The sequence below is a fragment of the Thiocapsa sp. C2-2m genome, from assembly GCF_041903745.1.
Classification (GTDB): Bacteria; Pseudomonadota; Gammaproteobacteria; order Chromatiales; family Chromatiaceae; genus Thiocapsa; species Thiocapsa roseilacustris.
The window spans coordinates 67,713-90,235 of the sequence record NZ_JBBWVD010000023.1 but is presented as its reverse complement, the minus strand read 5'-3'; the positions used below and the strand labels follow the sequence as shown (position 1 = coordinate 90,235).

20 protein-coding genes and 1 pseudogene are annotated in these 22,523 nt (G+C 65.3%); 9 read left to right on the top strand and 12 right to left on the bottom strand.

Features of this window, described 5'->3' with window-relative positions; all coding sequences use genetic code 11:
* The first annotated feature begins 220 nt into the window (after positions 1 to 220).
* Both AADX97_RS18055 and AADX97_RS18050 read left to right on the top strand, forming a co-directional pair.
* Positions 221 to 1,072 carry a phosphate/phosphite/phosphonate ABC transporter substrate-binding protein gene (locus tag AADX97_RS18055; RefSeq protein WP_374234865.1) on the top strand — a complete coding sequence of 284 codons (852 nt, stop codon included), beginning with the start codon at positions 221 to 223 and terminating at the stop codon, positions 1,070 to 1,072.
* The gene (locus AADX97_RS18050; RefSeq protein ID WP_374234866.1) at positions 1,069 to 4,239 is read left to right on the top strand and encodes an EAL domain-containing protein; all 3,171 of its coding nucleotides are present in this window, start codon (positions 1,069 to 1,071) and stop codon (positions 4,237 to 4,239) included. The genes AADX97_RS18055 and AADX97_RS18050 overlap by 4 nt, the downstream gene beginning before the upstream one ends.
* An 82-nt stretch (positions 4,240 to 4,321) precedes the next feature.
* On the opposite strand, the gene mutM is transcribed toward AADX97_RS18050, so the two are convergent.
* From mutM to AADX97_RS18025, 5 genes are read right to left on the bottom strand one after another with little or no spacing between them, the layout of a single operon-like run.
* On the bottom strand, positions 4,322 to 5,149 hold the full coding sequence (gene mutM / locus AADX97_RS18045; RefSeq protein ID WP_374234867.1) for a bifunctional DNA-formamidopyrimidine glycosylase/DNA-(apurinic or apyrimidinic site) lyase: 828 nt from the start codon (positions 5,147 to 5,149) through the stop codon (positions 4,322 to 4,324).
* Complete coding sequence (locus tag AADX97_RS18040; protein WP_374234868.1) at positions 5,149 to 6,345, bottom strand: hypothetical protein; 1,197 nt, start codon at positions 6,343 to 6,345, stop codon at positions 5,149 to 5,151. The genes mutM and AADX97_RS18040 overlap by 1 nt, the downstream gene beginning before the upstream one ends.
* Positions 6,342 to 7,715 carry a GldG family protein gene (locus tag AADX97_RS18035; protein WP_374234869.1) on the bottom strand — a complete coding sequence of 458 codons (1,374 nt, stop codon included), beginning with the start codon at positions 7,713 to 7,715 and terminating at the stop codon, positions 6,342 to 6,344. The genes AADX97_RS18040 and AADX97_RS18035 overlap by 4 nt, the downstream gene beginning before the upstream one ends.
* Positions 7,712 to 8,449 (bottom strand): ABC transporter permease, encoded by a 738-nt coding sequence (locus AADX97_RS18030; protein ID WP_374234870.1) that lies wholly within the window; start codon positions 8,447 to 8,449, stop codon positions 7,712 to 7,714. Before AADX97_RS18030 ends, AADX97_RS18035 begins: the two co-directional genes overlap by 4 nt.
* Positions 8,446 to 9,381, bottom strand: coding sequence for an ABC transporter ATP-binding protein (locus tag AADX97_RS18025; RefSeq protein WP_374234871.1), 936 nt, complete (start codon positions 9,379 to 9,381; stop codon positions 8,446 to 8,448). The genes AADX97_RS18030 and AADX97_RS18025 overlap by 4 nt, the downstream gene beginning before the upstream one ends.
* A gap of 385 nt (positions 9,382 to 9,766) precedes the next feature.
* Here AADX97_RS18025 and AADX97_RS18020 point away from each other — a divergent pair, with 385 nt between their 5' ends.
* Both AADX97_RS18020 and AADX97_RS18015 read left to right on the top strand, forming a co-directional pair.
* Positions 9,767 to 10,066 (top strand): hypothetical protein, encoded by a 300-nt coding sequence (locus tag AADX97_RS18020; RefSeq protein WP_374234872.1) that lies wholly within the window; start codon positions 9,767 to 9,769, stop codon positions 10,064 to 10,066.
* Positions 10,021 to 10,311: pseudogene (locus tag AADX97_RS18015) on the top strand (DUF6544 family protein). The gene AADX97_RS18020 and the pseudogene AADX97_RS18015 overlap by 46 nt, the downstream one beginning before the upstream one ends.
* 101 nt (positions 10,312 to 10,412) lie before the next feature.
* Here the strand turns inward: AADX97_RS18015 and AADX97_RS18010 are convergent.
* The 5 genes from AADX97_RS18010 to AADX97_RS17990 form a co-directional block, all read right to left on the bottom strand.
* On the bottom strand, positions 10,413 to 10,853 hold the full coding sequence (locus tag AADX97_RS18010) for a PGPGW domain-containing protein (RefSeq protein ID WP_374234873.1): 441 nt from the start codon (positions 10,851 to 10,853) through the stop codon (positions 10,413 to 10,415).
* Between the two features lie 363 nt (positions 10,854 to 11,216).
* Entirely contained in the window at positions 11,217 to 12,263 is a 1,047-nt protein-coding gene (gene hypE / locus AADX97_RS18005; protein WP_374234874.1) for a hydrogenase expression/formation protein HypE, read from the bottom strand.
* A 162-nt stretch (positions 12,264 to 12,425) separates the two neighbouring features.
* A complete protein-coding gene (gene hypD / locus AADX97_RS18000; RefSeq protein WP_374234875.1) occupies positions 12,426 to 13,574 on the bottom strand; it encodes a hydrogenase formation protein HypD in 1,149 nt (382 codons plus the stop codon).
* Positions 13,571 to 13,855 carry a HypC/HybG/HupF family hydrogenase formation chaperone gene (locus tag AADX97_RS17995; RefSeq protein ID WP_374234876.1) on the bottom strand — a complete coding sequence of 95 codons (285 nt, stop codon included), beginning with the start codon at positions 13,853 to 13,855 and terminating at the stop codon, positions 13,571 to 13,573. The genes hypD and AADX97_RS17995 overlap by 4 nt, the downstream gene beginning before the upstream one ends.
* Before the next feature lie 209 nt (positions 13,856 to 14,064).
* Positions 14,065 to 15,222, bottom strand: coding sequence for a nickel-dependent hydrogenase large subunit (locus AADX97_RS17990; protein ID WP_374234877.1), 1,158 nt, complete (start codon positions 15,220 to 15,222; stop codon positions 14,065 to 14,067).
* A 191-nt stretch (positions 15,223 to 15,413) separates the two neighbouring features.
* Here AADX97_RS17990 and AADX97_RS17985 point away from each other — a divergent pair, with 191 nt between their 5' ends.
* The gene (locus AADX97_RS17985) at positions 15,414 to 16,013 is read left to right on the top strand and encodes a class I SAM-dependent methyltransferase (RefSeq protein WP_374234878.1); all 600 of its coding nucleotides are present in this window, start codon (positions 15,414 to 15,416) and stop codon (positions 16,011 to 16,013) included.
* A gap of 286 nt (positions 16,014 to 16,299) precedes the next feature.
* Here the strand turns inward: AADX97_RS17985 and AADX97_RS17980 are convergent, their stop codons facing one another.
* Positions 16,300 to 16,869 carry a tetratricopeptide repeat protein gene (locus AADX97_RS17980; protein ID WP_374234879.1) on the bottom strand — a complete coding sequence of 190 codons (570 nt, stop codon included), beginning with the start codon at positions 16,867 to 16,869 and terminating at the stop codon, positions 16,300 to 16,302.
* A gap of 133 nt (positions 16,870 to 17,002) precedes the next feature.
* Positions 17,003 to 17,158, bottom strand: a complete 156-nt coding sequence (locus AADX97_RS17975; protein WP_374234880.1) for a hypothetical protein — start codon at positions 17,156 to 17,158, stop codon at positions 17,003 to 17,005.
* Positions 17,159 to 17,339: 181 nt separating this feature from the next.
* Here AADX97_RS17975 and AADX97_RS17970 point away from each other — a divergent pair, with 181 nt between their 5' ends.
* The 4 genes from AADX97_RS17970 to AADX97_RS17955 are packed head-to-tail and all read left to right on the top strand — an operon-like array spanning position 17,340 to position 22,489.
* The gene (locus tag AADX97_RS17970) at positions 17,340 to 18,056 is read left to right on the top strand and encodes a response regulator (protein WP_374234881.1); all 717 of its coding nucleotides are present in this window, start codon (positions 17,340 to 17,342) and stop codon (positions 18,054 to 18,056) included.
* A complete protein-coding gene (locus AADX97_RS17965) occupies positions 18,053 to 19,423 on the top strand; it encodes an ATP-binding protein (protein WP_374234882.1) in 1,371 nt (456 codons plus the stop codon). Before AADX97_RS17970 ends, AADX97_RS17965 begins: the two co-directional genes overlap by 4 nt.
* A gap of 50 nt (positions 19,424 to 19,473) precedes the next feature.
* Complete coding sequence (locus AADX97_RS17960; RefSeq protein ID WP_374234883.1) at positions 19,474 to 19,938, top strand: peroxiredoxin; 465 nt, start codon at positions 19,474 to 19,476, stop codon at positions 19,936 to 19,938.
* A 25-nt stretch (positions 19,939 to 19,963) separates the two neighbouring features.
* Entirely contained in the window at positions 19,964 to 22,489 is a 2,526-nt protein-coding gene (locus AADX97_RS17955; RefSeq protein ID WP_374234884.1) for a hybrid sensor histidine kinase/response regulator, read from the top strand.
* The last annotated feature ends 34 nt before the right edge of the window (positions 22,490 to 22,523 follow it).

Below are 22,523 nucleotides of genomic sequence, written 5' to 3'. Positions count from 1 at the left end.
AAACCGCGCCTAGCGCGGTATGCGATGTTTTTGGATGGGATCGGCTCCGGCAGACTTGACGACCGCTGGAGTCGGCGCGGTTTAAAATGTTAAAAACTATAAAATTTTAAACCGCGTCCCCGCTAAGGGCTGTGGATGCACTAAACGTCGTGCTCACTCGAAAATGAGCATCTCGCTCTGGACGCGGTTTAGGTCGACGAGCATGGCAAGAAAGAAACCGATGAGGACATTGATTCAAGGTATCGGCTGGTTGATCGTCGCCTGTGCGGCAGCGGTCGTGGCCGCTCCGGGTCCGGATATCGAGATCCCGGTGCTCCCCTACCTCAGTACCGAGCGCCTCCTGACCCTCTACGAGCCCCTACGCCGGCATCTCCAAGAGAGCCTGGATCGGCCTGTCCGGATCGTCACGTCCCCCGATTATCGGAGCTTTATCGCTGCAGTGGCGCAAGGCAACGATCTGCTCGTCCTCAATGCCGCCCATATGGCACGGCTCGCTGAGGTGGATTCCGGTTACGGGTCGATCCTGCAGACCACCAATCCTCTCTACGCACTGTTGATTGTCCGGGCCGAGGATCCCGTCGCCGAGGTTGCGGATCTGCGGGGCACCAGGGTCGTGACCCCGGATCCTCTGGCGCTTATCACCCTGATGGGCCATCGGATGCTCAGGGATGCGGGCCTGACGCCGTCGACGGAGGTCGAGATGCCGACGGCCGACACCCACAACAACGCCTTGAAACGGTTGCTCGGCGACGAGTCGATCCGGGCGGCCATCGTCTCCAACCGGGCCTTTACGACCCTCGACGAGGACGTGCGCGCACGTCTGCGAATCCTCGCCGACGGCGCGAATCTCGGCGGGATTCCCTCGATCGTCTACCAGACCGGACCCGGTAGCGGTGGCGCGAGCCGCGCCTTTCTCACACGCGAGATCCTTCACTTCGCCAATGACACCCCGGCAGGTCGCGCCATGATGCAGACCCTGGGACACGGCGGGTTGCGCGAGGTCACCGAGGCGGACCGAGCGGCGATCGACCCCTTCGTACCCGCGACGCGAAAGGTCTTGGCTGCGCCATGAGGAGTCTTCTCGCGCGCGTCCCGATCGGCTTGCGATTCGGCTTGGTGATCCTGCTGACCCAGGCCGCTCTGATCGCCTGGGTCGTCCACGACAACCAGCGTCTGAGCAACGCCGCCCTGACCCAGCTGCACGAGACGCGACTGACCGTCCTGACCGCACTCCTGAGCGAGTCCTTGACCCCGTTGCTCGTGCAGCGCGACATCGCCGCCCTGCAGGAATCGCTCGACCGGTTCGGCCATCTGCCGGAGGTGCGTTATCTCAAGGTCGACGACGCGCGGGGACACCGACTCGCCGAGCACACCCATCCACACGCATCGCCGTCTCCCGCCGGCGGAGATCAAGACCATCATCCGGTGTCGGATGACGTGGCCCTGTGGGAGAGGGCCATCCCGCTGCAGCTCGTCGGCCAAACCTACGGCACCCTCCATGTCGGTATCTCAACCGACATCTTCGCCGAAACGCGGCAGGCTCTGATCCAGCAGAGCCTGCAAAGCGGCATGATCGGGCTGGGTGTGCTCTTGCTCATCATCATCCCGCTCGCCGTCTGGGCCAGCCGTCGACTCGGGCAACTGGATGCCGCCGCGCGGGCGATCGCCGCCGGGGATCTCGGTCGACGTCTCGACGACACCGGCGACGACGAGATCGGCCGCCTGGCCGTCTCCTTCAACCGCATGGCGGACGCGCTCGGGCACCGCGAGTCCGCCTTGCGTGATGCGAAGGCCGACTTGGAGCGCATCGCAACCTCGAAGTACCGGACCCTGTTCGAGGCGACCACGGATGCGGTGATGCTGTTCGATGATGACCGTGGTCTGTTCGACTGTAATCCCGCCGCGCTGCGCCTGCTCGGCTGCAATCGCGAAGCGCTGTTCGGTAAACAGCCGAGCGACCTGTCGACGACTCCATTGCCACCCGGTACCGATGTCCTCGCGCCCGCTCCGCCGACGGGGCATTCGGGTGAGAACAGCGGCTTCGAGTGGTGTTTGCGCCGCCGAGATACCGGCGATCCGGTCGAGGTCGAGGTGCTGCTCACCTCGGTGCAGATCGAGGGCTCGACGCTCCTGCAGATGGTGGCGCGCGATATCGGCGCACGCAAAGGGGCCGAGGCGGCGATCAAGCGCTCCGAGGAAAAGTACCGGTTCCTACTCGACCACAGCTACGACATCATCTATCTCTTCTCGACCGACGGCAGCTTCATCTTCGTCTCGCCGAGCTGGTCGCGACTGATGGGGTTTTCAGTCGACGAGACCCTGGCGACGCACTTCTCGACCTACGTCCATCCCGACGACCTGCACATCTGCGAGGATTCCTTCCGCAGTGTCGTCGACATGGGAGAAATGCGTCGGGACATCGAGTACCGCGTCCGTCACGCGGACGGCACCTGGCGTTGGCACGCCTCCAGCGCCATGCCGTTTCGCGACGAGAATGGGGTGATCGTCGGCTTCCAGGGGATCGCACGCGACGTCACCGAGCAGAAGGAAACTCGCGAGCAGCTGCGCGTTGCCGCGATCGCCTTCGAGGCCCAAGAGGGCATGGTCGTCGCCGACGCCGCAGGGGTCATCCTGCGGGTCAACGGCGCCTTCACGCAGATCACCGGCTACAGCGCCGAGGAGGCGGTCGGTCAGACCCCCCGCCTGCTCAAGTCCGGACGCCAAGACGCCGAGTTCTACAGGGCGATGTGGACAAGCATCCTGGAGACCGGCTCCTGGCAAGGCGAGGTCTGGAACCGTCGTAAAGGCGGCGAGATCTATCCCGAATGGCTCACGGTCACGGCCGTTCCCGGCCCCGACGGCAGGATCACACACTATGTCGGGACCCTGTCGGACATCACTCAACGCAAGGCCGCCGAGGAGGAGATCCGCGAGCTGGCCTTCTTCGACCCCCTCACACGTCTGCCCAACCGCCGTCTCCTGCTCGACCGACTGAATCTGGCCCTCGCGAGCAGTCGCCGCCACGGCGACTGCGGGGCGCTCTTCTACATCGATCTGGACGACTTCAAGACACTCAACGACACCCTGGGTCACGACCAAGGCGATCGGCTGCTGCAGCAGGTGGCGCTGCGTCTGACGGAGCGAATTCGCGAGTCCGACACGCTCGCCCGGCTCGGCGGCGACGAGTTCGTGGTGATGATCGAGCATCTGAGCCCAAACCCGCTGGAGGCGGCGCAGCAAGCCGAAACGCTCGGCAATGGGCTTCTCGGCGCGCTTCGCCAGCCGTACGACCTGGAGGGGCAGACCCACTACAGCGCGGCCAGCATCGGGATCACCCTCTTCGATCAGCAGCCGATGCGTGTCGAAGAGTTGATGAAGCAAAGCGACATGGCGATGTACCGGGCCAAGGGCGCCGGACGCAACACCATGCGTTTCTTCGACCCAAGCATGCAGTCGGAGGTCAGCGCCCGCGCGACCCTCGAGGCGCAACTGCGTCGCGGCTTGCGCGACGAGCAGTTCCTGCTCTACTACCAGATCCAGGTCGATCGCGACGGCGCAGTCATCGGCGCAGAATGTCTGCTGCGCTGGCAGGACCAGCAGGGTTGTTTGATTCCACCGGCAGCCTTCATCCCGCTCGCGGAGCAAAGCGGACTGATTCTTCCCATCGGACACTGGGTTCTTCAGACCGCTTGCATGCAGTTGGCGGTCTGGTCCGCTCGGACCGAAACCGCCCGGCTCACCCTGGCCGTGAACATCAGTGCACGTCAGTTTCGCCAGGCCGACTTCGTCGACCAGGTCTTGGCCTGTCTCCAACTCACTGGCGCCGATCCTTGCCGACTCAAGCTCGAGATCACCGAGAGCCTCTTGCTCGAAGACGTCGAGGACACCGTCGACAAGATGATCGCCCTGAAGACCCGCGGCGTCGGATTCGCGCTCGACGACTTCGGCACCGGCTACTCGTCCCTGTCGTACCTGAAACGTCTCCCCTTCGACCAGCTCAAGATCGACCGCACCTTTGTCCTGGACGTCCTGACGGACACGAACGCGGCGGCGATCGCCCGAACCATCATCGCCCTCGGCAGGACGCTGGAGCTGTCGGTGATCGCCGAGGGCGTGGAGACCGCCGAGCAGCGCGACTGGCTTGCCATTCAAGGCTGCCATGCGTATCAGGGCTATTTCTTCGGGCGGCCCGAGCCGTTGGAGCGGTTGTCGCTTGACACGCTTAAAGCCGCGTCCTGATCCGCTGCGCCGAGCGATATCGACCGGATCCAAGATCGATTGGGCATCGTCGGCCTATCACAGAAGCATCACCGCGATCGAATCAGTGTTGGCAATGCACGCAATAAAAGCTCGAGCGTTGTCCGATGCGCCGCTGGCGAATGGGCGCACCGCAGACGACGCAGGGCTCGCCGGTGCGGCCGTAGACCCGCAGCGATTGGGCGAAATAGCCGGGGTTGCCGTTCTCCTGGACGAAGTCGCGCAGGGTGGTGCCACCCTGTGTGATGGAGTCTTCGAGCACGCCGCGGATGACCTCGGCGAGACGACGGTAGCGCTCCAGGCCGATGCGATGGCAGGCGCGAGCGGGATAGATGCCGGCCAGAAAGAGCGACTCGTTCGCATAGATGTTCCCGACCCCAACCACCACCGAGGCGTCCATCAGGAAGATCTTCACGGCGACCCGCCGTTCTCGGCTCAGACGATGGAGGTGGTCGCCGTCGAACGCCGTCCCCAGCGGCTCGGGGCCCAGGTCGCGCAGCAACGGATGACGGCTCTCGGCAAGCTCGGGCGTCTCCGGGAGCCACAGAAAAAGACCGAAACGGCGCGGGTCGTGAAACCGAAGACAACGCCGATCCGCCAGCACTAGGTCGAGGTGGTCGTGCTTCTTCGGCGGGCTGTCCGCAGGGACGACCCGCAGGCTGCCGGACATCCCCAGATGGATGAGCAAACTGCCCTGATCCAATCCGATCAAGAGATATTTGCTGCGTCTCGACAAGGACCGCACGGCCTGACCGGCCACGCGCTCGGCGGTCTCGGGCGGGATCGGCCGGCGCAGCCTCGGTTCGCGCACGATCAGACGCTCGATGCGAGCGCCCTCCAGGCATGGGCGGATGCCGCGGAGCGTGGTCTCGACCTCCGGAAGCTCGGGCATCAGGGTTGCCCAATCGGCGGATCGGGATCCGGCGCTCCGGGATCGGCATCGACAGGATCCGGGGCGAAGGGATCCAGACCGAAGCCTTCGGGGAGGTCTCGGCCCTCCTCGACCCCGAAACCCTCCTGCTCGACATCGTCCCGAGTCAGCACCTCCTCGCGAATCACATCATGCGGACGCAGCCGAACCTCGGGTGGCGAGCCGAGCGGGAGCTCGCCGGAGAGCGGGGCGTCCGGGTCCATCAGCGAATCCAAGGTGCCCGGCGATTCGCGCCACTCGGGGTCCCCGTAGGTGAGCGTCGCTGGATCCGGGGCAAAGACATCCGACCCCGGACTCAAGGGGGACTCCGGCCAAACGGCGTCGATCGGCGCGGCGTCCGGGTCGGCATCCGGATCGGCAAAGGGCACCGCAAGCGAGACCGGCGGCGTCGGGTCGATCGCGCTCGGATCCTCGATCAGCTCGGGCGCCTCGCCGAGCACGTAGGTGAGCCTCAGATCCGGTCGTGTCAAACGTCGACCGTCCTCCGATACCCGATAGCGCACCCGCGTCCCGTCCGATGCACTCAGCTCGAGCAAATCGCCGGTCGGCTCGCCGATCAAGGGCTCGATCCTCTCCGCGACCAGGTCCCCGAGCCGGGCCAAGGTTTCGCCGCTCAGCGGGACGGTATCGCGCGTGGCGAAGACCGGCGCGGGATCGCGCGGGAGCGGCCTGCGCGCCACATAGTCGATCGGCGGCGCGATCAGCAGATGCTGGAAGCGGTCCGGGATGAGGTGGACCAGGTGGTCACTCGCGACATAGCGCCATTGCTCGATCGGGTCCAGCCCGCCGATGGCGATGTCGGTCGTGTCCAGGCGCAGACGCAGCTTGACCGGGTCCAGACCCAGCGCATCGAGTGCAACGGCCTGCGCCGGTACGCTGCGCAGGAGCGGCGCATCGCGGATTGCCAACAAGGCAGCGACGCGGTCCGGGTCCGCGTCGACGTCCCAGGGAGAGCGCATCCGCCACCCGGAAACGAGGCGCTCGAGCGCAATGGTCGGCTCGCCCTCGCGGGCGATCTCGATCAGGTGTGGCTCGGGTGTGCCCGAGCCGGCCAATATCGGAGGCGTGCGCGTGACGGCAAGCTCGTGACGGATCGCCCAGCCGAGTGCCGAGAGGACGAGGATCAGGACCAGATTCAGGATCCAGCGCGACCTCATGTCCCCCTCCAGCGCAGCCAGCGGATGCCGAGCCCGATCACGAGGAAGAGCCCGGGCAGGATGACCAGTGATCCCAGCCCGATACGCAGCCGTTGCTGCTCGTCGAGAACGAGCGTAGCGGGCTCACGCGGGTCGGGCGGGAGCACCGTGAGGTCGCCCGGGTCACTCAGCCAGGCCAGCAGGGCAAGCGCGAGCGCCCGATTCCCGTAGGCGCCGATCTGGGCGTTGCTCGCGAAATCACCGTCGCCGACCACTAGGACGCGCTGCTCGCGACCGTCCTCCTGCATCGGGCGATTCAAGGCCAAGACGACGGGGAGCGGACCGGGCTGCTCGCCGATGACCTCGTCGCGGTCGATCAGGCCGTCGAGCCGACCGATCTCGTTCCAGCTCCGCTCGCCGGTCGCCAGATAGGTATCCAGAAGCCATCCGGGTGCGAGCTCGGTCCCGAAGGCGAGGCTGCCTGGCAACAGGGCCGGGACATCTAGAGCTGCCGAGAAGGGGTGGTCCGGATACTCGGCAATGACCGCGACGGCCGGGGTCGCGACACCCAAGGCGGCGGCGTCCGCATCGACGACCGTGCCGGGCAGTATCGTCAGACCCAGAGAGTCGACCAAGGGCTCAAGCCCGTTGAGCGGTCCGGGATCCAGTAGCCAGAGCAGATTGCCGCCCCGATCCAGGTACTGGATCAGGCGCTCGACCACGCCCGGAAAGAGCGGGATGCGCGGCGTGGAGAGGACCAGGATCCGGGTGTTGATCGGCACCTCCTCGACCCGGCCGAGATCGAGCGGGCGAGCGAGAAATCCGCGGTCGGACAGCTCGCGACCCAGGCGCCCCAGGTCCGCACCCGCCTCGCCATGGATGGCGCGCTCGCCGTGACCCTCGACCACGGCAACCCAGGGGACGCGGCTCGCGCCGAGCCGGGCGATGGCGGCACTGATCGCACGCTCGCTGACCTCCGCGAGGGTCTCGCGTCGCCCGCGATGGTCGAGCAGGATCTGGCCGATCAGCGTCACCTCCGCATCGCGCGTGCGCTCCGGGAAGAGCTGCGGGTCCAGGATCTCGATCAGCATGCCGGGCTGCGCCTGTTGATAGCGCGCGAGCAGCCGCTCGATCCCCTTGCCGAGCGGACTCGCCGGGTCGGCAAAGACGGTCGCGCGCAGCGGGCCGTCGAGTCGAGCAAGGATGGCCAGACTCTCGGGCGTCAGGCTGTTGCTGCCGACGGCGGTCCAATCCCAATAGCGGTCATGGCGGGCAACCAACCAGCCGCCCGCGATCAGGACAGCCAGCAGAAGGACGAGAAACAGCGCATCCGCGAGCGGGCGGTTGAGCCGGCGGAGCTGCGCCGTCGCGAGGGCCAGGATGCCTTTCACCGCAAGACCCGGTTCGCGAGTCGGCGGTGGGTCAGTGCCAGAAAGAGACCCGTAAACCCGAGCAAATAGGCCAGATCACTCAAACGCACAGCACCCAGCAGAAACCAGAAGAGATGCTCGTTCCAAGAGAGCCAGCCGAAGAGCGAGAGATCATGAGCACCCAGCGTCTCGACCCGACCGATGACGGACAGGACCAGCAGGATCGCGAAGGCCGCAATTACGGCCGCACCCGTTTGAGCGCTCAGGCTCGAGGCATAGAGCCCCACGGCGCAGAACATCACCCCGACCAGCCAGAGCCCGAGCGTGGCGGCGGCGATCTGACCCGGATCCAGCTCGGCGATGCCGGCGAGCAGCGCGATGTTGATGACCGGCAGCAGACACAGCGGCGTCATCAGGATCGCCAATGCGAGAAACTTCCCCGCCACCAGCTCGCCGATGCGCACCGGCGCGGCGGCCACCAGCTCGAAGCTGCCGTCGCGAAACTCCCCGCTGAGCATCCGCATGGCCATCAGGGGCACCGCGAGCATGAGGATCACCGCAGCAAATCCGAACAGGTTCAGGGCCAGCTCCAGCGTCAGACTCGCGACCCGCTCGTCGGCCCCCAGACCCGTGAAGTCGTCGACCACCTTCAGAAAGATCCAGGCGAGCACCACCTGACCGCCGCCGAGCAGAATCCAGGGCAAGGGCGACACCAGCGCACTGCGCAGCTCGCGACCCGCGATCACGCCGATCATGCCGTCCCTCCCGCGCCGATCAGATCGAAGAAAACGCGTTCCAAATCCGGGCGCTCCGGACCCAGCTCGCAGAGATCCAACCCCGCGGTCAGGATCTGGCGGGCCAGATCGGCAGACTCGGCTCTCTCGGTCAGGATCACCCGAAAGCGGTCCTCGTCCAGGGCAACCGCGGCCTCGACACAGGCGAGGCGCTCAAGTCGCTCGACCCCGGAACCGACACCGGAATCGCCCTTCCTGCGCAGACGCACCCGCCAGAGCGCGGTCGGACCGAGCGGGCCGAAGTGGTCGCTGCGCAGCATCCGGCCCTGATGGAGCACCAGGACACGATCGCAGACCGCCTGGACCTCCGACAGGATGTGGCTCGAGAGGATGATCCCGCAGTCGCGCGACAACTCACGGATCAGGCCGCGGACTTGGCGGATCTGCACCGGATCGAGTCCCTCGGACGGCTCATCGAGGATCAGGAGCTTCGGGCGATGCAGGATCGCTTGGGCGATCCCGAGACGCTGGCGAAACCCTTTGGAGAGTTTGGCGATGAGTGTGCGACCGACCGCGTCGAGCCCGCAGCGCTGCTTCGCCCGATCCACCGCATCGACCACATCGGCGCGCGGGATGCGATGCAACCGGGCGCAGTGGCGCAGATACTCGTCGACGCGCAGCTCGGGATAGAGCGGCGGGCGCTCGGGCAGATAACCCAGATGCCGCTTGGCCGCGACCGGGTACCGCGCAAGATCGATGTCCAGGATCTCGACCCGGCCCCCGCTCGGCGCAAGTGTCCCACTCAGCAGGCGCAGACAGGTCGTCTTGCCGGCCCCGTTCGGTCCGAGCAGGCCCAAAACCTCGCCCTGACGCAGCTCGAGATCGAGACCGCACAAGGCCCGACGGGCTCCGAAGCGGCGGCTGAGATCGGTGACGCGGGCGAGTGTGTCCATGACGACGGAACGATACCCTGTGCGTGCTTCATTGCCAAACCGCTCCTATCGCACCGTCGTACCGATCGGCTTTTAAGATCTCTCACGGAGACACGGAGGGCACGAAGGAAAGATTGAATTCTCCGTACTCTCCGTGAGAGGCATCGCGCGCTGGAACCAGGGTGCCGGCGTCAACTGATCGGCGGCAAGCTATCGTGAAGATGGACGGATCGACGATCGCCTTGAATAATGTCTGGGAATCGCCCTGTTCCCGACCCGAGCGGGTCGCGCCTTAAATTGGGCCGGCTCCAGCGGTCGTCCAGTCTGCCGGGGCCGATCCCATCCAAAAAACATCGCATGCCGCGTTGGGCGCGGTTTAGCAGACTCCCGGAACAGAGAATCGAACATGTGGCTGAACCTGGTTTTCCTGCTGTTGCTCGCCCTGGTCATCATGCCTACGGCCGTTCTGCTCCTCGGGATCTCTCGGTGGCAGACCGGCACGACTCGACTGCAAGCGCGCCTCGAGGCCGGGCGCGGCAGGATTATCCCCAACACCTATGACTCGAACGAGCTGGACGGGCTGCCCGCGCCCGTACAGCGCTACTTCCTTGCGAGCTTGAAGGACGGCCAACCCATCGCCAAGGGGTCGTTTGGGAGCCGATCGACGATCGCTCCGCCCGCGCCACGCTCACCGACGGCGATCTGAGCGTGTCGCTCGTCTTCGACTTCGACGAGGCTGGCTTAATCGGCGGCGTGCATGCGAGCAGGCGTTACCGTGCGCTGGACGGGAAGATGGTCTAAACGCCCTGGGAGGCCAGCTTCTTGGATTACGAGGATCGCTGCGAGATGCGGATCCCGGTGCGGGCCGAGGTCGCCTGGATCCTGCCGGAAGGGCGCACGCCCTATTGGCGCGGTCGGGTGACCGACGTGATGTACAAATTCTCCGCCTAAATCGCGTCACTTGCGCAACAGGCTCGCCCCTGTGGGAGAAACGTCGTTCCCGCGACAATGACCCTTTGCATTGACGCAATTTAGAAAATTAACGCATCGAATCAATTCGATGGGTTTGGCATTCGCGGCGACAGCAGTGGGGCATGACCGCTGCGTCGGCGAATCCAATTGATTCCACATAGGATGCGCCGGTTGCTTGCGAGTCGGCGCTCAAGCGCGTACTTCCCGGGAAAGTCACTCAGGACCAACCCCGCGATGATGGTGAGGATCCCCTGACCCGGGAGCACCAGCATCAGGATGCCCGCCAGAATTAAGATCCAGCCGACCAGGTTCTTGAGCAACCGCAGGCTCAAATAGGCGACCGGATGGAGGCTCTTCAGCCGCGCAGAGTGCCGGTGCGGGTCTACGAAATAATCTTCCGGGATCCGCGCCAGGAGAAACGGCAAGGCGATCAGGGATCCCACGAACATCAGGACCGAAAGTCCTGTCAAGAACAGAAGCAGGCCCTGATGGGCCTCGACCCAACTCATGTCGATCATCATCCTCGCCTCCCGGGCCCTCGGCGGGCTCTTATTCGCGTGCAGCACCCCTGCGCCGATCTGCGGCGCTCGGAAGGCAAAACGAGAACTGTGTCACAAACCGCACCGTCCAATCGGGCCGCTCGGCGCCGTCGATGCTTGAAAAGCGACGCGGGGACACTTGGACGGTCGGGGACCAGGCTCGAGCCTCGTTGCGAAGACACCACATCAATGAGGAAAAATCAAATCGGCGAGGATCGCCCCGGCTGGAAAGGCCCGGTGCTCGAACATCTCCACAAATTCGCCATGATTCGGCCGGACGATCCGGGACAGCGCCGGATCGGTGGCAGGCTTGAAATCGGGAATCTCACATGGGCAGACCGCGGATCAACAGATCCGAGGCAACTGCTCCCCCGCAATCCAGTCGACGATCCGGCTTCCGCCGAAGCCGGTCTCCATCTGCACGAAGCGATGCGGGTCCTCGACGACCTCGCCGATGATGGCCGATTCCGTCCCGAGTGCATGACCACGCATGGCCCCGAGCAGCCGCTCGGCCTGATCGGGCGGGCAGATGGCGATCAGCTTGCCCTCGTTGGCGACATAGAGCGGGTCGAGCCCGAGCAACTCGCAGGCGGCGGCCACCTCGGGGCGAACCGGGATGGCGTCCTCGCGGATCTGCATACCGACGCAGGATTGATGGGCCAGCTCGTTGAGCGTCGTCGCCAGGCCGCCGCGGGTCGGGTCACGCAGACAGTGGATGTCCGGGACGGCGGCGACCATCGCGGCGACCAGCTCGTGCAGCGCGGCGCTGTCGGAGCGGATCTCGGTCTCGAAGCCGAGGTTCTCGCGCTTTGAGAGAATAGCCACGCCGTGGTCGCCCATGCTCCCGCTGACCAGGATCACATCGCCCGGCTCGGCGCGATCGCCCGAGATCAGGATACCCTCCGGCACCACGCCGATCCCGGTGGTGGTGATGAAGACCCCGTCGCCCTTGCCGCGCTCCACCACCTTGGTATCGCCCGTCACCACCGGAACGCCCGCGGCATTGGCGGCTTGCGCCATGCTCTCGACGATGCGGGCCAGATCGACGAGCGGAAAGCCTTCCTCCAGGATGAAACCGGCAGCCAGGTAGAGCGGTCGAGCACCGGACATGGCGACATCGTTGATAGTGCCGTGCACTGCGAGCGAGCCGATGTCGCCGCCCGGGAAGAAGAGCGGCGAGATCACATGACCGTCGGTGCTCATCACCAGACGACCGGGGGGCGGCGTGAAGAGCGCCTGGTCGTTGCCGAGCGTCAAGAGCTCATGGTCGAGGTACCGCTGAAACAGCTCGCCGATGAGCTGCGCCATCGCGCGCCCGCCGGAGCCGTGACTCATGTCCACGGCGCCTTTCTTGAGATCGAGTCGCACGGGAAAGCGCCGATCGGATGTCATGCTGAGACCTCGTTGTGAGACGACTCTGGGTCGGCGATGGACGGCCTCCTGCCTCCGGCCGTCAGCTATTAGCCATCAGCTGTCAGGGGCCGTAGGTTGTGCCGAGCCGAGCGAGGCACAACAAACCGCAGCGGATGTTGTGCGTCCTATCGTCAGCACAACCTACGTGCTAACCGCTGGAATCCGGGAGCTCGGTACCGGCTCCCTGAAGCGCCCGTAGCTCCAATAGGCCGCACAAGCGCCCTCGGAGGACACCATGCAGGAGCCCATGGGGTTGTCGGGGGTGCAGGGGTTGCCGAAGAGCTTGCACTCGGTCGGCGTCTTCACGCCGCGCAGGATGGCCGGGCACTCGCAGCCTTTTATCTCGTTGGCCGGGGCGATCTCGACCGGAAAGCGCTGCTCGGCATCCAAGTCCGCGTAGGCGTCGGCCAGCGCCAAGGCGCTGTTCGGCAGGAAGCCGAGACCGCGCCATTCGAACTCGGGTCGGATCCGAAAGACCTCCTCGATCAGGGCCTGTGCCTTGCGGTTGCCTTCCTCGCTCACCGCACGGGTGTACTGGTTCTCGACCTCGCAACGCCCCTCGTTGAGCTGCCTGACGAGCATTAAGGCGGACTGCATCACATCGAGGGGCTCGAAACCGGCGATCACAACGGGCACGCCGAACTGCTCGGCCACGAAGCGATAGGGCCGGCTGCCGATGAGCGTGCTCACGTGGGAGGGGCCGAGGATGCCGTCGAGCTGCACCCCGTCGGGTCCGGCGGTGCTCAGGATCGTGTGCAGCGCCGAAGGGGTCAACACGTGGTTGCAGAAGACCGAGAAGTTGGTCAGCCCCTCGGCGCGCGCCGTCTTCACGGCGACGGCGGTCGGCGGTGTCGTCGTCTCGAAGCCGATCGCGAAGAAGACGACCTGCCGATCGGGGTTCTCGCGCGCGATCCGCAGCACATCTTGGGTGGAATAGATCATGCGGATATCCGCGCCTTCGGCCTTGGCCTTCAGCAGACTCTTGCGCTCGCTCGCCGGCACGCGCATCAGGTCGCCGTAGGTGCAGAGCGTGACAGCGTGCTGCGTGGCGAGCGCGATCGCATGGTCGATCCGCGCCATCGGCAGCACACAGACAGGACAGCCCGGGCCGTGGATGAAACGCAGGTTCGGCGGCATCAGATGCTGCACGCCGTAGCGGAAGATGGCGTGTGTATGTCCGCCGCAGAACTCCATCAAGCGATAGTCGCGCCCGGAATGCGCCTCGGCGGCGATCGTCTCGGCGAGCCGACGGGCGAGCCCCTTGTCGCGGAACTCATCGATGTATTTCACCGTTGGCCCCCTGCCCCCGCGACGATCGATGTCGGCTCGGGCTCGAACCCCAGCTCATCCTCGAGCAACCCCATCTCGGCAATGATCTCAAGCGTTCGCTGCGCCTCCTCTTCGCTGATCTTGTTCAAGGCGTAGCCCACATGCACCAGGACATAATCGCCGACGACCGCGTCCTCGATGAGGGCCAACGAGATCTCCTTGCAGACGGGCCCGAGCGCAACCTTCGCAGTATCAGCGGAGACATCGATGGAGGTGATGCGTGCGGGAATGGCAAGACACATGGACAAAAGACCTCGCAGGATAAAACGCGTCCGGGGGCAATCAATCAGGCGGGTCGATCGCGGCAAACCGCGTCGCCAACCGGAACCTTGGCGAGACGCGTTTTATATCAAGAAATTAAAAATCTTAAAACGCGCCATCTACGAGGGCATCAGACTCGCTCCCACCCTGCGCCCGAGTGACGACCTCGCATAGCGCTCGGGGGCGCGTTTTAACAGGTGAGCTTGAAGGCCACGCAGGGATCGATCGCCGTGATCAAGAGCTCGGCCTGTCGACGCAACTGCTCCTCGGGGCCGGGCGGCAGACTCTCCAACGCTCGGGCAACGACGCCGCGCGGGTGAAAGTTCCACTCGGTCGGCGCAAGGATTCGATACTCGCGGACGCGGCCGTCCTCGACTTGGACGAGATGGGCCAGCAGGCCGCGTGCCGCGAAGACTCGCCCGAGTCCAACTCCGTTGCCGCTCGCAAGCGTCGGCTGCGCGGAGGCGCTCCCCGCGGAACTGCGGCTCAATAGCCGCAAGCCGATTGCGACCTCCGTGAGTTGAGCCGAAAGGCGGACCAAGAGGCCCGCCCCATAGACCTCGACCAGCGGCAGCGGATTCACACGCGTGAAGGGACTGGTCTCGCGGGGCTGGCCCTGCCAGGTCGGACGGGTGACGAACTCGGCCCAATCCGGCGCGCTCATTCGCACGATCAGGGCCTCGTCGGAGAGTTTCGGCAGTGCAGTGATCGGGGTCTGCCCGAGCGATGCCTCTCCCGATTCCAGCAGGGAGCGCAACAGGCGAGCCGCCACCGTCTCCGTCGCGCGACACCAGCGCGCGAAGCCCGACGGGTCGCCGATCAGGCTCAACCAATACTCGGGTGAGACCCCGAGCACCTTGTGCGTCAACAGATCGGTCAGATCGGCGAGCAGGACATCGAGACCGGGGGCTTGACTCGCCGCCGCTCGCGCGCCGACGCCGAACAGATCACCGGCGGGGTCGATCCGCGCCAGGATGCGATTCGACAGGGCAAGGACCGCCGCCATGTCCTCACGCCTCGGTGGCTCGCCCAAGATCGCGGGCCAGTCCAGAAGGATCCGCCACAGGTGCTCGCGGATCGTCTCCGCGGCGATCGCCGCCTCGCGCCGTCCGCGGGTGATCGGGCTCGCAACGTATCCGGAGGCCTGCTCGAATGCCGCCGCACAAGCGCCGGCTTGAGCGCGTGCGCAGATCGAGAAGAGCAGCGGCAGGCGGGCCGTCGTCTCCTCGGGCGAGCGCCCGACGAAGGCCGACGCGGCAGTGACCGGGCGTGTCGAGCCGATCGTGCAGAGGAGACCACCCGAGGATGGCGTCAATTGGATGTCGAGACTTCCACCCGGATCGGACATGCGGCTCGCGAACCTCCGGATTGGCGATGCAATGCTTGCAGTGTAGCCGATCGGACTGCAGGATAGCTTAAACCGCGACCGAGGTCCGGATGCATTGAAAGCCGCTCTCTCTGCCACGTCCAGCCCATGTCGTCCCCGGCGCAGTATCGCCGATCGCCCAACCACATCACCGCCCGGCAGGACAACCCCACGTGCTGACGCCCGACCAACTTGCTGCGCTTCGCCGAGACATCGTCTTCAATGCCGTAATCGGCGAACGCGACCTGACGCTCCACAGCACCTGGGGTCTCTTCTCGCCGCGCGAGATCGATGAGGGCACCCGTCTGCTGCTGGCTCATCTGCAGGTCCGACCTGCCGATGACTGCTTCGATCTCGGCTGCGGATATGGTGCGATCGGCTTGGCGATGGCGACGCTTGCCCCGCAGGGCCAAACCCTGATGGTCGACAAGGATTTCGTGGCGGTGGATTACGCCGCGCGCAACATCACGCTCAACCGGCTGGAGAACGCGCGCGCGCAGCTCAGCAACGGGTTCGATCAGGTCGACCCCGGGCTGCGGTTCGATCTGATCGCGAGCAATATCCCGGCGAAGGTGGGCAAGGAGCTGCTCGCGCTCTTGCTGCATGACGCGTACGCCCGCCTGCGCCCGGGCGGTCGTCTCTATTTGGTGACCATCAACGGGCTGCGCCAGTACATGAAACGCAACCTGACCGAGGTCTTCGGCAATTACGACAAGCTCAAACAGGGGGCGCATTACACGGTGGCGCTCGCCGAGCGGGCTACATTAGTTTAGTGGTTAGTGGTTAGGCGATTTCCGCAAACTTCCATACCCGTAGGTTGTGCTGACGATAGGAAGCACAACTTGCGCCGACGGTTGGTTGTGCCTCGCACGGCTCGGCACAACCTACGCCCTTGGCATGAAGGTTTCCGGAAATCGCCTTAGTGGTTAGCAACGAGCTCGTGAACAATGACTGAGCGACCGGAAAGCCGAAAACTGGCGCGTATTGGGTATACATCGCGCGGCGGGGCCGGGTCCGACGTTTGAGGATGTCCGCAGCGACGACGACCATCAATCCGGATTACGGCTCCTCGATCAGACCCAGCAACCGGGTCGCCTCCTGACCGACACCCGTGTCGGCACCGAGATCGCGGGCGCGCTCCAGCGCCGTGCGCGCCTCGGCCGCATCGCCGGCCTGCAGGCTCACGAAGCCGAGGGTCAGCCAGATCCGCTGGTGGGTTGCGTCTTTGGCGGCCCCGGCACGCAGTTGGGTGCGTGCGCCGTTGGTGTCGCCCGTGTAGTGCAGCGCCAATCCGAGATCGTTGTGAGCCTCGACATCATCCGGCCTAAGCTCGAGGAGACGACGATAGACGGGTACGGCCTCGGCGTAGCGGCGCTCCACGAAGAGCGCGTCGGCTTGTTGCGCCAAGAGATCGGGGTTGGTCTCGGTGATGGTCTGCGGGATCGCGGTCGGCGCCGGACGCGGAGCAGTCCGAGGCGCCATTCCGTGTGGAGCGGCCGGCGCTGCGGCGATAGCGGGGCGCGCGGCGTGGCGGATGTAGTAATCTCGCGTGACCGCAAAGACCGTGAAACCGTAGAAGAACAAAAACACGGCGAAGAGCAGCCACTGCAGCGGGGAGAGTCTGGGCATGGTGTCGGGAAGGTTGTCGGAGGAGAGGTCGGGCGATCCTATGACGGAATCGCAGACAAAAAAAGGTCGCGACGACAGGGTGTGTAGCTGCCGTGGCGACCGAACTGGCTTGCTGCCCGTGTGCGGCGCCGACTCAGGAACGGCAGTCGGACCCTTCGGCCTTGTCGGCACCGCGTATGCGTGAAGGACGAGCTGCAGCGGCATCGTCGCGGTTGATGAGCGCGATCAGAAAGCCGGCGCAGAGTGCCGCCGCGATCAGACCCGTGATTGTCAGTGCATCAAAGCTCATGCGTGCTCCCCTCTATCCGTCGGAAGACTGCTCCAGGAATCCGCAGGGCCGAGAGCGACCTCGGGCCTGCGCGTACGGAGCTATCTTGCGCGCAAGGCATCAATAGAGTATTTCAGTCAGGTCTAATGTTGTTACAAGTTGTTACGGTCCGTTGACCCCGGCTGAACGAGACCTTGTCGAGATGCCCGATACACCGATCCAAATCCTGGTTGTCGATGACGATTCGGCCTTGCGCGCCCTGCTCGGCGACTATCTCGCCGGGGAGGGCTTCAGCGTGGCCGGAGCCGAGGACGGCACGGCGATGGATGCCTGGCTGGCGGAGCACAAGGCGGACCTGGTCATCCTCGACCTGATGCTCCCGGGCGAGGACGGCCTGACCCTGGCGCGCCGACTGCGCGCCCGTGCGGATACCCCGATCATCATGCTGTCGGCCCGCGGCGGCGACATCGATCGGATCGTCGGCCTGGAGGTCGGCGCCGACGACTACATGCCCAAACCCTTCAATCCGCGGGAGCTTCTGGCGCGAATCCGTGCGGTGTTGCGCCGACGAGCCCCGAGCGCGCCGGCCGAGACCCGCGAGGTCGATGGGATCTTCCGCTTCGGAGCCTATCGGCTCGACCTCGGCCATCGCGAGCTGCGACGCGGCGATGAGCCGGTCGAGCTCACCTCGGGTGAGCTCGCGCTGCTGCGTATCCTTGCCGAGCATCCGGACCGCGTTCTGGATCGCGATCTGCTCCTCGACCTGCTCAAGGGTTACGAGCGCTCACCCTTCGATCGCAGCATCGACGTGCAGATCGCGCGCCTGCGCGCCAAAATCGAGCCGGATACGAAACGCCCGCGCTACATCCGCACCATCTGGGGCAAGGGTTACATGTTCACGCCGGCCGGCGACACATGAAGCTCATTGCCAAGCTGGTCCCGGCAAGCCTGTTCGGGCGCGCACTGCTCACCTTGGTCTTCACCTTCGGCCTGTTCGGCCTCGTCACCTTCTGGGTCATCGTCTCCTATGCGTTGACACCGGTCGCGCAGCGCTCCGCCTCGGATCTGGCGAGCATCATGGTGCTCGCGGCTCGGACCCTGCGTCAGCTCCCGGCGGAAATGCGTGACGACTATCGCTCCCGGCTGGCGCGGGAGTATCAGATCCGACTCGCCGAGGAGCGTCCGCTCACGGACATGAACCATTTCTTCTTCCCGTATCTCGGCCAGCTCAAACGTGCCTTGGACGAGCGACTCGGCGGCGAAGTGGAGATCGTCACGAGCGTCGCCAACAGCGAGCGGTGGTTCTGGGTCGCCCTCGATGCGAGCGGGGAAACGGTCTGGGCCGGGTTCCCTCGCAGCCGGGTCGAGAGCCGCCCGATCGAGGGCCTGTCCGTTATCATCGGCGTTGCGGTGCTCTTGATCGTCGGCAGCGCGCTGATCCTGGCGAGGCGCGTCACTGAGCCCCTGAACCGCCTCTCCAAGGCCGCCGAGCAGGTCGCGCTCGGCTACTCGCCCGCCGTCTTGTCCGAAAGTGGCCCGAAAGAGCTCGCGAACCTCGCGCGTCAGTTCAATGCCACCAGTCGACGCATCCGCGAGCTGATCGCCAATCGCACCCTGCTGCTGGCCGGAATCTCGCACGATCTGCGCACACCCCTGACGCGCCTGCGGCTCGCCGTGGAGATGCTGCCGCGCGGCACCGCGCCGACACTGGTCGCCCGGATGGAGCGCGACATCGAGGAGATGAACGCGCTCATCACCCAGGCGATCGATTTCGGGAAAAGCCTCGAAACAGGCCATCGCGAGGAGGTCGATCTCGCTGCGTTGGTCGGCGACCTGGTCGCCGGTCGACCGCGGGTGATCTGGCAACGCGGTCGATCGTGCCGCTATCGGGTCGACGTCTTGGCGTTACGCCGGATCCTAAGCAATCTGCTCGAGAACGCACTGCGTTACAGCCAAGATCTGGTCGAGATCCATCTCGACTGCAAGACAGCGACACCCGTGATCTTCGTGCTCGATCGCGGGCCGGGGATCCCGGAAGCGGAGCGCGAGGCCGTCTTTCGTCCCTACTACCGTCTCGAAACCTCGCGCAGCCGTATGACCGGCGGCACGGGCTTGGGTCTTGCAGTGGCTTACCAGCTCGCCTTGTCGAACCAGATGGAGCTGCATCTAGGCGCACGTCGCGGCGGCGGCACGGTCGCGAGCGTTCGCTTGCCGCCGCTTGAGGTCGGGCCTTCTCTTACGCAGCGCAACGGCAAGGCGGTTGACGTGTCGTCCGAGGGTGCCTAAATTCCGCCCTGACATTCATCAATCCGCACGACCACCCGGAGCCCCTCGCGATGCTGCAACCTGGCGATCACGCGCCTGTCTTCACACTCCCCAACGCGGATATGGGACGGGTGAGCCTCGATCGGCTCCTCGGGCAACGCAATCTGGTGATCTACTTCTACCCGAAGGACGACACACCGGGCTGCACGATGGAGGCGCTCGACTTCACCGATCTGCAAGCCGACTTCGACAACGCCGAGACCGACGTCGTGGGCATCAGCCGCGACACCTGTATCAGTCATGGCGCCTTTCGCGATAAATACGGCTTGACCGTCCAACTGCTCGCAGATACCGAGGGCGAGGCGTGCGAGGCCTACGGCGTGTGGCGCGAAAAAGAGGCTCATGGCGAGAAGCGCATGGGGATCGTTCGCTCGACCTTCATCGTCGACAAGGGCGGCCTGATCCGACACGCGCTCTACGACGTCAAACCCAAGGGGCATGCCGCCCAGATCCTCGAACTGGTCCAGGCGCTCTGATACGCAAACGGGAGCGGCAGTCGAGATGCTCGCGCCGCCGGCCGAGGAGAGAGCCCCGATCTCCTCGGTCGAGCCGGGATCAGGGTCCGGGGCCGGATCGGGCTTGGGCTCGCCCTCGGCGGCGCTCGACACCGCGCCGCGCTCGGAGACCTCGCGAAGCGTGAAGCTGCGCGCCTACATCTTGATCTTCCTCTTGATCTTCGGCCTGACCCCGCTGGTGTTGGCGGTGCTGATCAACCTCCCTCTGGTGCTGGATCGCACCGCGATGTTCTACCAGCGGGCCTATTTACAGAACCTGCGCGCCGACTTTCGCGATCTCGACCAACATCTGGCCAGTCGTCACGAGATGATCCGGCTGCTCTCGAAGCTGCCCGAGCCCGGCCTGATCCTGGGCGAGCAAGGCGATGCGGATCAGATCGATGTCGCACGCGCTCGCTACACCGCCTGGATCAATCAAATCATCGCCGATCAACGCGACATCATGCAGATCCTCTTCGTCGGCGACGACGCTCAGGAGCGTTTCTGGTTGGCTCGCGATGCCCGCACGCAGGAATGGCGACCGACTGCCTCGCCCCCGCAGGTCCCGAATCGAGAATTCCTGACCGCGGGGCTCGATCTGCAATCCGGCGCCGTGATGGTGAGCCGAATCCGCATCGACCCTTCGGCGGGTGTTGAAGACCCGCGCCAGCTCATGACCCTGAGCCTGGTCAGCCGGATCGGCGGAGAGAAGCCGGGGGACCCTCGAGGGGTGGTCGTGATGACCATCGATGTCGGCGGACTGGCCCAATTCTATCGGGACACGCTTTGGGTGAATCACGACGGCAGCTATCTGCGACCCGGTCAGCCGGCGAGCGGCCAACCCGAGGCATTCGACGCCTTCCCCGGCTTGGCCGAGATCTTTGCCGGCGGCACACTCGCCGTCTGGAAGGGCCGACAAGGCCGCCAGCTGCTCTGGGTGCCCATGTTCCTGACCGATGACGGTGTCCCGCTCTGGGTGGGCCGTGCCGTGGACCCCTCGCCGATCGAGGAGTTTCGCGACGCCCTGATCGTGCGCGTCCTCTCGATCATCTTCCTTCTGGTCTTGGTGGTGATGGTGCTGGCGCGATGGATCGCGGCACGTGCCGAGCATTTTGGCGAGGAGCTCCGGGGCGGAATCGGACAGGTGCTGCGCGACGGTCGACCGCTGCGCTTCAGTTGGCGTGGTCCTCGCGAGATCCGCGAGCTCGGCGAGCAGCTCACCGCGCTGGCGCAGACCCACGCGGAGCACCTACAGGCAGCGCAAGCCCATACCCGCGAGCTGGAGCGATCCAACCGGTACAAGTCCGAGTTCCTGGCCAACGTCAGCCACGAGCTGCGCACGCCGCTGAACTCGATCCTACTGCTCTCCAAGATGTTGGCCGCCGAGACCAGCGGACTCAATCCGGGGCAGAGACGCCAAGCGCAGGTGATCCACGAGGCCGGGCGCGATCTGCGGACCATGATCGACAACATCCTGGACATCTCGCGGATCGAGGCCGGGCATGTTGCCGTGACCTCCGACTGGGTCGAGCTGCGTCCGATGCTCGAGGAGCTGATCGAGCTGGTTGAACCGATGGTGGCGGAGAAACCAGTCGTGCTCGATCTCGCGGTCGACCCGCGCGCCGCGACGCGGGTCTACACGGATCGCGACAAGCTACGACAGATCCTCAAGAATTTTCTCTCGAATGCCGTGAAGTTCACCGAGCAGGGTCGCATTACCCTAGCGGTCGAAGCGGGGGAGGATTCCCGAAAAGAGATCGCGCTCGGTGTCGCCGACACTGGAATCGGGATCCCGCAGGACAAGCAGGAGATCATCTTCGATGCCTTCCAGCAGGCCGACGGGTCGACGCGCCGCCGCTACGGCGGCACCGGTTTGGGACTTTCCATCAGCCGCGAGCTCGCGCTTTTGCTCGGTGGACGGATCCAGGTCGAAAGCTCGCCCGGGGCCGGGGCCTGCTTCACCCTCGTCATGCCCGTCGCAGCCGTTGCCGTCGAGCCGGAAGGGGTCGTCTCCCCGGCCGCAGCCGCGAGCGCGCATGTCACACCGCTACCGCCCGCGGACTCGCCCGGCGCGCTGCGTCCAACCTCGGTGAGGGGTTCCGGCGACGGCGCGAGCAGCGGCTGGGTCCTGATCGTCGAGCGCGACGTCAAGACCCTCGTGCAGCTCGCCTCGGAGCTGTCGCGGCACGACCTGCGCGTACAAACCGCGGCCGACATCGACGAGGCACTCGAGACCCTTCAGGAAGAGGGTGAAGGCTGCGAGCTAGTGCTGCTGGCCGCCGGGGTGTCCGACGAAATGACCTGTGCTACGATTCGGACACTCTTGAGCCGCAGTACGGGGCCTCACCCGGCCGTAGCCGTGCTCGGCGATCGCTCGGCCAAGACCCGGGTTGCCGATTGCTTGGGTGCGGGTGCCGTTGAATTTATATCTAAACCCATCGATTCCGATCAACTCACGGCGCTGCTTGCCGAGGTGCTACCGGACAGACGCGCCCCGGAGGCATCCGCAGCGATCCGCGAACCGATCGTTTGAGCCGCCGAGGCCAGCTCGCGACGGTCCCGGGCGC

Excerpts from the sequence above, each read along its gene's own strand:
- AADX97_RS17995 (WP_374234876.1), bottom strand. The coding sequence starts at position 13,855 with ATGTGTCTTGCCATTCCCGCACGCATCACCTCCATCGATGTCTCCGCT.
- AADX97_RS17990 (WP_374234877.1), bottom strand. The coding sequence starts at position 15,222 with ATGTCCGATCCGGGTGGAAGTCTCGACATCCAATTGACGCCATCCTCG.
- AADX97_RS18020 (WP_374234872.1), top strand. The coding sequence starts at position 9,767 with ATGTGGCTGAACCTGGTTTTCCTGCTGTTGCTCGCCCTGGTCATCATG.
- mutM (WP_374234867.1), bottom strand. The coding sequence starts at position 5,149 with ATGCCCGAGCTTCCGGAGGTCGAGACCACGCTCCGCGGCATCCGCCCA.
- AADX97_RS17970 (WP_374234881.1), top strand. The coding sequence starts at position 17,340 with ATGCCCGATACACCGATCCAAATCCTGGTTGTCGATGACGATTCGGCC.
- AADX97_RS18030 (WP_374234870.1), bottom strand. The coding sequence starts at position 8,449 with ATGATCGGCGTGATCGCGGGTCGCGAGCTGCGCAGTGCGCTGGTGTCG.
- AADX97_RS17965 (WP_374234882.1), top strand. The coding sequence starts at position 18,053 with ATGAAGCTCATTGCCAAGCTGGTCCCGGCAAGCCTGTTCGGGCGCGCA.
- AADX97_RS17980 (WP_374234879.1), bottom strand. The coding sequence starts at position 16,869 with ATGCCCAGACTCTCCCCGCTGCAGTGGCTGCTCTTCGCCGTGTTTTTG.
- AADX97_RS18050 (WP_374234866.1), top strand. The coding sequence starts at position 1,069 with ATGAGGAGTCTTCTCGCGCGCGTCCCGATCGGCTTGCGATTCGGCTTG.
- AADX97_RS18010 (WP_374234873.1), bottom strand. The coding sequence starts at position 10,853 with ATGATGATCGACATGAGTTGGGTCGAGGCCCATCAGGGCCTGCTTCTG.
- AADX97_RS17960 (WP_374234883.1), top strand. The coding sequence starts at position 19,474 with ATGCTGCAACCTGGCGATCACGCGCCTGTCTTCACACTCCCCAACGCG.
- AADX97_RS18055 (WP_374234865.1), top strand. The coding sequence starts at position 221 with ATGAGGACATTGATTCAAGGTATCGGCTGGTTGATCGTCGCCTGTGCG.
- AADX97_RS18040 (WP_374234868.1), bottom strand. The coding sequence starts at position 6,345 with ATGAGGTCGCGCTGGATCCTGAATCTGGTCCTGATCCTCGTCCTCTCG.
- AADX97_RS17975 (WP_374234880.1), bottom strand. The coding sequence starts at position 17,158 with ATGAGCTTTGATGCACTGACAATCACGGGTCTGATCGCGGCGGCACTC.
- AADX97_RS18025 (WP_374234871.1), bottom strand. The coding sequence starts at position 9,381 with ATGGACACACTCGCCCGCGTCACCGATCTCAGCCGCCGCTTCGGAGCC.
- hypE (WP_374234874.1), bottom strand. The coding sequence starts at position 12,263 with ATGACATCCGATCGGCGCTTTCCCGTGCGACTCGATCTCAAGAAAGGC.
- AADX97_RS17955 (WP_374234884.1), top strand. The coding sequence starts at position 19,964 with ATGCTCGCGCCGCCGGCCGAGGAGAGAGCCCCGATCTCCTCGGTCGAG.